This window comes from Sulfuricurvum sp. RIFCSPLOWO2_12_FULL_43_24 (assembly GCF_001829605.1).
In the GTDB taxonomy this organism is placed as follows: Bacteria; Campylobacterota; Campylobacteria; order Campylobacterales; family Sulfurimonadaceae; genus Sulfuricurvum.
On the sequence record NZ_MIBT01000019.1, the window covers coordinates 8,764 to 15,397 of the forward strand.

Consider the following 6,634-nt stretch of genomic DNA (forward strand, 5'->3'; position numbering starts at 1 on the left):
GTTAAAGGTGGTTGATTTTCCGACGTTTGGTAGTCCTACGAGTCCGATTGATAAGCCCATGTGCTATTTCCTTAGTGTGTTTCGATGCGTAAAATATTGGTGCAATTATAATACAGTGTTGTTGAGTGGGGACTGAGGGGATGGGCAAGGTGTTTTTTTTATCCGTTCGCCCTGAGCTTGTCGAAGGGTGTGTTGTTCATGGTTCGACTGGCTCACCACGAACGGGAGATTATTTACACTGCTCCATAAGCCAGTTGAGGCTCATTCGCACACCCGCACCCGTTCCGCCGTAAGTATGGACATCCCATGCGCTCTCGGTATAGGCAGAACCTGCGATGTCGAAGTGTACCCATTTCTCTTTCATATCCTCATCGATGAAGTTATCGAGGAACAATGCGGCGGTGATCGCTCCGCCGTAAGGTTTGCTCGAGACGTTGCACACATCGGCAAGGTCGCTTTTGATCAGTTTTTTGAGGTGGCGGTTGAACGGTAAAATACCGCAGTATTCACCGCTCGCTTCTGCCGCACTCAGCCACTCTTGTTTGAGTGATTCATTATGTCCCATGACACCTGTGGTGTAAGGTCCGAGGGCTACCATACACGCACCTGTCAGGGTGGCATAATCGAAGATGTAGTCCGCTTTTACTTTTTCTTGGGCATACCCTAGAACATCGGCGAGGACGAGGCGTCCTTCGGCATCGGTATTGCGCACTTCGATTGTTTTTCCGTTTTTGGCACGGAGGACGTCATCGGGTTTGTAGGCGTTCCCGCTGATCATGTTTTCGACTGCACCGACAAAAGCGTGGACTTCGATATCGAGGTTAAGCTCGCTCACCGCTTTGATGATCCCCATTACGGCACATCCGCCTGCTTTGTCCATTTTCATTGTCACCATCGATGCAGCTGCTTTGAGACTAAGCCCGCCGCTGTCATACGTGAGCCCTTTTCCGACAAGGGTTATGACACGTTTCGGATTTTTGGGTTTGTAGGCGAGGTGAATCAGGCGGGGAGGGTGGGCTGAACCGCGTCCGACAGAGAGCATAGCAAACATTTTTTCATCTTCGAGACCGTTGACATCGAGGATAGTGCATTCGAGATTATTGTTTTGTGCCAGAGTATCTGCGGTGATAGCCATCTGCTGCGGTGTCATATCATCCGGCGTTTGATTGACTAAACTGCGGACGAAGTTGGTCGCTTTGGCAATGATCGTCGTTTGTGCGAGGATTGCTTCCAATTCTTCGAGTGGATTAACACTGCCGTCATGATTTTCATTACTGAAGATAACGTCTGTCAAAGAAGAGGGTTTAGGCTCCGATTTATAGGCTTCAAATCGGTAACTCCCTAGTAATGCCCCCTCGATGAGTGCTTTAAAATATTTCGGTGTATATTGTGCGACTTTTAGGGAGCTATAGCCGTAGTTCATTGCGGTTTTGATCGCTGAGGCCATAGCGGATCGGTAAAGTTCATCGCTCGCATCGTTGTCGATACCGCATACCAGCAAACGGTGTTCATGCAAAGCACACAGCTGCTCATGGTCGGCTTTAAACCCTGCTTGGGTTAAAAGGGCTTTATGGGGGTGTGATTCAAATTGTGCGGGTGTAACAAACTCCAATGTCAAATCGGCATTGAGTAAGGATAGTGATTGATTATAAAGGGCGACGTTCACGGCGTTTCTCCAAAAGATTTTTTTCGATGCGATTAAAGACCAAAGCGATGCTGCCGAAGATGCTCAGCGCAAACGGTATCGCAAAGTACCAGTGGCCTTTAATCCAAGCGAGAAGCTTGAGTAACTCTTCTCCAAAATAATAAGCGGGGATGATTGTCAATGAAGCCCAAAAAACGGCACTGACAAAATTGATAATGGCAAATTGCCGTCCTGAATATTTGGTCAAACCTATTGCCATCGGAATGACGGTACGCATACCGTACATATAGCGTTGGACAAAAATCAGTGGCCATCCGTATTTTTTGAGAAGCAGATGGGCAATGGCAAATTTACGGCGTTGTGAACGAAGTTTATTATGAATGTACGATTTATTGAACCGTCCGATGTAAAAATAGATTTGATCTCCGACAAATCCACCCAAAGCTCCGACGATGATTGCAATCGGCAAAATCATATCTCCGGTATGGGACATAATTCCCGCCATAACCAAACCCAGTTCACCCTCTAAAATACTCCATGCAAAGAGGACGATGTATCCGTATTCTTTGAGCCACTCTAAAAAAAGATGTTCCACAAATCGCCTTAATTATCGAAATTCAAAATTTGTTTTGCCTGCATCATATCTTTGTCCCCGCGACCGGAGAGGTTGACAATAATGAGTTTGTCTTTAATATCAGTCATTTTTTTCAAATAAGCGACGGCATGGGAACTTTCAAAAGCGGGGATAATCCCTTCGGCACGGCTAAGCCATACAAATGCATCGAGTGCTTCTTGGTCAGTAATATTGTCATAACTGACATTATCGTTATCTTTGTGAAATGAGTGTTCCGGTCCGATTCCCGGGTAATCCAGACCTGCTGAGATCGAGTGCGCTTCGAGGATTTGGCCGTCTTCATCTTGGAGAAGGTAGCTCATTTGTCCGTGCAGCACCCCCGGCCGTCCTTTGAGCAAAGAACAACCGTGTTTATCGGTTTCGACACCCAGTCCTCCCGCTTCGATTCCGATGCAGCGAACCTCTTTGTCTTCGAGGAAGTGTTGAAAGGTTCCGATCGCGTTGGAGCCTCCGCCGATGCAGGCGATGACGTAATCGGGAAGACGGTTCTCTTTTTCTAAAATCTGAGCGCGGGCTTCACATCCGATAATCGCTTGAAAATCGCGTACCATCATCGGATAAGGGTGCGGTCCTGCGACGGTGCCGATAATGTAGAAGGTGTCGCGTGCATGGGTCACCCAGTGACGAATAGCATCGTTCATGGCATCTTTGAGAGTTTTAGAACCGCTTTGTACCGCATGGACTTTCGCTCCGAGAAGTTTCATACGAAAGACGTTGAGTTCTTGACGTGCGACGTCTTTGGCTCCCATAAAGATTTCACACTCTAATCCCAGCAGTGCGGCGATGGTTGCCGTTGCTACACCGTGCTGTCCCGCACCCGTTTCGGCGATCACTTTTTTCTTGTCCAAACGTTTTGCCATCAGCCCTTGGGCGATAACGTTGTTCACTTTATGGGCACCGGTATGGTTCAAGTCTTCCCGTTTGAGATAAATTTTAGCTCCGAGTTCTTCGGAGAGATTAGCGGCATAGTAAAGGGGACTTGGACGGCCGACATAATCGGTGAGATAACCGTCTACCTCGCTCCAGAACGCTTCGTCAAAGCGAATCTCTTTATAAGCGGCTTCGAGTTCCAAAAGGGCAGGCATAAGGGTTTCAGGAACATAACGTCCTCCGAAGATACCGAAATGGCCGTCAACCGGATCAAATTTTGAGGGTGAGGGGATATACATTAGTCAACTCCGATTACAGTATAAACTTCGACAAGATCGCGCAGCTTGCTTTGCCCGCTTAAAAAATCAAGTCCCATGACAAAACAGGCTTCGATACACTCTGCGCCCACTTTGTTGATGAGGTTTGCAGCAGCGTAAGCTGTTCCCCCTGTTGCGATTAAATCATCGATCAAGAGGACACGAGGCTTTTCGACACCACTAAATGCGTCGATATGAATTTCAACTTCATCGACACCGTATTCAAGGGAGTATTTTTCCGATACGGTGGTGTAGGGAAGTTTCCCTTTTTTACGAATAGGGACAAAACCGACACCGAGCATCTGTGCCAAAGCGGCACCGAAGATAAATCCCCGCGCATCAATTCCGGCAACGTGGGTAAGATCGTAGGTACTGTAGCGCTCATGCAGATGGCGCATAAGAACACCGAAAGCTTCTTTGTCCGAGAGAAGGGTAGTAATGTCTTTAAAAATAATTCCCGGTTTTGGAAAATCGGGAATATCGCGAATAGCATTGATTAAAATGGCTCGGTCACTTATGCTAAGATTCATGGTATTCCTTGAAAAATTGGTTAAATTAGCGCGTCGATACGCCCTTCAAGCTCTTTTATTTTATTTTGGAGGCGGTCGGTTTCCGAACGGTGTTTCGAGTTGCGCTGTTTGAGCGATTTGACTTCATTGCGAAGGTTATTAAGCTCTTCGCTGAGAATATCAACATTCCCGAGTGCACGTTGGAGTTGGATTTGATATTTTCGGATCAATACTTCCGCCTCTTTGAGGGTCAGTTTCATCATTTCACTGGAACGCTGTTCTTTTACCGTAATACTGCGAAAATAGAACATTTTGACTAAAAAGAAAAGTGCTCCAAGTGTTACTATCGTGAGCAATGACCACTCTAAAAACATCATTTATCCTTTGATAGCTTCTATTTTATCCACTCGCCCGCAATGACGGCCACCTTCGAATACTCCTGCAATCCATGCATCGAGAATCGATTCGGCAACCCCTTGTCCAATAATACGCTCACCGAAGCATAGGACGTTTGCATCGTTGTGTCCGCGTGCAACGGTTGCGGTATAAGCATCATGGCACAGTGCCGCGCGGATACCGTGATGGCGGTTTGCCGCCATTGACATTCCGATTCCCGAACCGCAGATCAAAATCCCCTGCGAAGTTGGATCGGAAAGGACATTTTCACATACTTTGACGGCATAATCGGGATAATCAACGCGATCTTTGGAAAATGGCCCTAAATCAATAACTTCATGCCCTTTAGAACGGAGGTTTTCAACAGTAAAGTCTTTCAGATCGATTCCGGCGTGATCGGTAGCAACGTAAAATTTCATAACTCTCCTTAGTTCAATAACAAATTTAATACCGCTTGAATCGGCCACATTACGAGTGGAATTTTAAGCGGTGTAACCAATATGATGATGATAACAATCATTCCATAAGGTTCGGCTTTGACGAAAAATTCGGCAATGGCACGTATTTTGTATTTTAGACTCAAATAGGTGAGAAAATGGGCACCGTCGAAACTTGGAATCGGAAGGAGGTTGAACACGGCTAAAACGACATTGATCAACAGAAGCTTCATAACGAAGAGGTAACCAAAGATATAGGCGATACTGTCTGCCTCAGTCGGTTGCGCAAGTGAAACAAGAATGACCGAAGAGAGGGTTGCGAGAAAAAGGTTATAGGCTATGCCTGCTAAACTTACCTGCATCGCCGCATTGTATCCTCCGTTGCGGAGTACGGTCTGAGTATTGATCGGAACCGGTTTGGCCCAACCGAATAAAAATCCGCTCGGAGCACCGAGGAGCATCGGAATAAAATAGGTCATGAGAGGGACGAGGATCGAGCCGAAAGGATCGATATGAATGAGAGGATTGATGCTGAGGCGACCTTGGTTTTTGGCGGTAGTATCGCCGTATTTATAGGCGACCCAGCCATGCATGATCTCATGGCCGATAATGGCGATGAGAAGGGCAAAAATCGCAGCAGCGATTTCGAGCGGTTCAATAAAGCTCATGGTCATTGGCATCTTCGAGAATTCGTTCGGCTATGGCACGATCCAAATGCTCTTTTTGTTCTAAATCGCTCGGTGTTTGTCCGATACGATCCCAACGCACTTCATAATTCGCGTCCATACTAAAGTAAACAAACCATGGTGTTCCCTCGATTAAACCGTACGGAACAGATCCCCAAAAACGGCTGTCATTGGAGTGGTCGCGATTATCACCCATCATAAAGTATTCCCCTTCAGGAACCTGGATCGGAGCAAAATTGAAAAGTTCGACGGGGAAAATTCCGTTATCGACCATTTTTTCATCGTTATGAATACCCGGATGCTCTTTAGCATAAGGATTTTTGACCCACAGTTTGCCCTCAACTTCTACGAGTTCATAGTCTGCAAATGCTTTACGGGCGTATTCATCCCCTTCACGCGGGTGGAGATAGAGAACTTTATCTTGTAAAAAGAGCTCATCCCCCGGTAGTGCGACACATCGTTTGACGTAGTGAAGCTGTGTATTGTTCGGATAGCGGAAAATAACGATATCACCACGTGCAGGTTCATCGCCATCAAGAATATGTCCGTCGGTTCCCGGAATGAGAGGGATTTCGAGAAATGGGATATGAGGGGTCGAAATCCCGTAGGCAAATTTTTTGGCAAACAGATGATCCCCCACCAAAAGAGAGTCTTTCATTGATCCGCTGGGGATACGAAACGCTTGTGCCACGAAGAAAATAATAAACAGAACAATGATAATCGTTCCTGTCCATGTATTGGAAAAACGGTAAGCGCTGTGCGCTGCAGTAAATATTTTTTTCTTCAAAATCAGTTCTCTTCTTGTGCGTGAATTTTGGCGGCTTTGAGGGTATTGGATAGAAGCATCGCGATGGTCATAGGACCCACTCCGCCCGGTACCGGAGTGATGTAGGATGTTTTAGGAGCAACAGCATCGTAATCAACATCACCGACGAGACGGCCATCCGGGGCTCGGTTGATTCCAATATCGATGACAATGGCATCAGCTTTGACCATATCCTCTTTGATGAGATTAATGACACCTGCTCCTACGAGGATAACATCAGCAGAGAGGGTATGCTTTTTCAGATCATCGGTAAAAATATGACAGATTTCAACCGTTGCATTGGCGTTTAGTAAAAGTGCCGCCATCGGTTTTCC

General features: G+C 46.5%; 9 protein-coding genes and 1 pseudogene. All 10 read right to left on the reverse strand.

All coding sequences use genetic code 11. From position 1 onward, the window contains the following. Positions 1 to 60 (reverse strand): GTPase (locus A3G19_RS12120; protein ID WP_363921353.1); only part of this gene is annotated, 60 nt, incomplete at its 3' end. A gap of 169 nt (positions 61 to 229) precedes the next feature. Beyond that, on the reverse strand, positions 230 to 1,666 hold the full coding sequence (locus A3G19_RS01965) for a leucyl aminopeptidase (RefSeq protein WP_015653883.1): 1,437 nt from the start codon (positions 1,664 to 1,666) through the stop codon (positions 230 to 232). Then, positions 1,647 to 2,240 (reverse strand): DedA family protein, encoded by a 594-nt coding sequence (locus A3G19_RS01970; RefSeq protein WP_015653882.1) that lies wholly within the window; start codon positions 2,238 to 2,240, stop codon positions 1,647 to 1,649. Before A3G19_RS01970 ends, A3G19_RS01965 begins: the two co-directional genes overlap by 20 nt. Before the next feature lie 8 nt (positions 2,241 to 2,248). Continuing rightward, complete coding sequence (gene trpB, locus A3G19_RS01975) at positions 2,249 to 3,448, reverse strand: tryptophan synthase subunit beta (protein WP_015653881.1); 1,200 nt, start codon at positions 3,446 to 3,448, stop codon at positions 2,249 to 2,251. Beyond that, entirely contained in the window at positions 3,448 to 3,996 is a 549-nt protein-coding gene (locus tag A3G19_RS01980; RefSeq protein WP_015653880.1) for an adenine phosphoribosyltransferase, read from the reverse strand. Before A3G19_RS01980 ends, trpB begins: the two co-directional genes overlap by 1 nt. Before the next feature lie 20 nt (positions 3,997 to 4,016). Next, positions 4,017 to 4,349: a membrane protein gene (locus tag A3G19_RS01985; RefSeq protein ID WP_013460422.1), complete on the reverse strand. Its 333-nt coding sequence runs from the start codon at positions 4,347 to 4,349 to the stop codon at positions 4,017 to 4,019. A gap of 3 nt (positions 4,350 to 4,352) precedes the next feature. After that, entirely contained in the window at positions 4,353 to 4,790 is a 438-nt protein-coding gene (rpiB, locus tag A3G19_RS01990; protein ID WP_015653879.1) for a ribose 5-phosphate isomerase B, read from the reverse strand. Between the two features lie 8 nt (positions 4,791 to 4,798). Then, on the reverse strand, positions 4,799 to 5,476 hold the full coding sequence (locus tag A3G19_RS01995) for a site-2 protease family protein (protein ID WP_294870310.1): 678 nt from the start codon (positions 5,474 to 5,476) through the stop codon (positions 4,799 to 4,801). After that, positions 5,463 to 6,287 (reverse strand): signal peptidase I, encoded by an 825-nt coding sequence (lepB, locus tag A3G19_RS02000; protein WP_291750971.1) that lies wholly within the window; start codon positions 6,285 to 6,287, stop codon positions 5,463 to 5,465. The genes A3G19_RS01995 and lepB overlap by 14 nt, the downstream gene beginning before the upstream one ends. Continuing rightward, positions 6,284 to 6,634, reverse strand: a pseudogene (locus tag A3G19_RS02005) (bifunctional methylenetetrahydrofolate dehydrogenase/methenyltetrahydrofolate cyclohydrolase); the annotation flags it as partial. The gene lepB and the pseudogene A3G19_RS02005, both read right to left, overlap by 4 nt.

What these genes read in the sequence shown, in the direction of transcription:
- A3G19_RS01985 (WP_013460422.1), bottom strand. Translation starts at nt 4,349, where the DNA reads ATGTTTTTAGAGTGGTCATTGCTCACGATAGTAACACTTGGAGCACTT.
- rpiB (WP_015653879.1), bottom strand. Translation starts at nt 4,790, where the DNA reads ATGAAATTTTACGTTGCTACCGATCACGCCGGAATCGATCTGAAAGAC.
- A3G19_RS01995 (WP_294870310.1), bottom strand. Translation starts at nt 5,476, where the DNA reads ATGAGCTTTATTGAACCGCTCGAAATCGCTGCTGCGATTTTTGCCCTT.
- A3G19_RS01980 (WP_015653880.1), bottom strand. Translation starts at nt 3,996, where the DNA reads ATGAATCTTAGCATAAGTGACCGAGCCATTTTAATCAATGCTATTCGC.
- trpB (WP_015653881.1), bottom strand. Translation starts at nt 3,448, where the DNA reads ATGTATATCCCCTCACCCTCAAAATTTGATCCGGTTGACGGCCATTTC.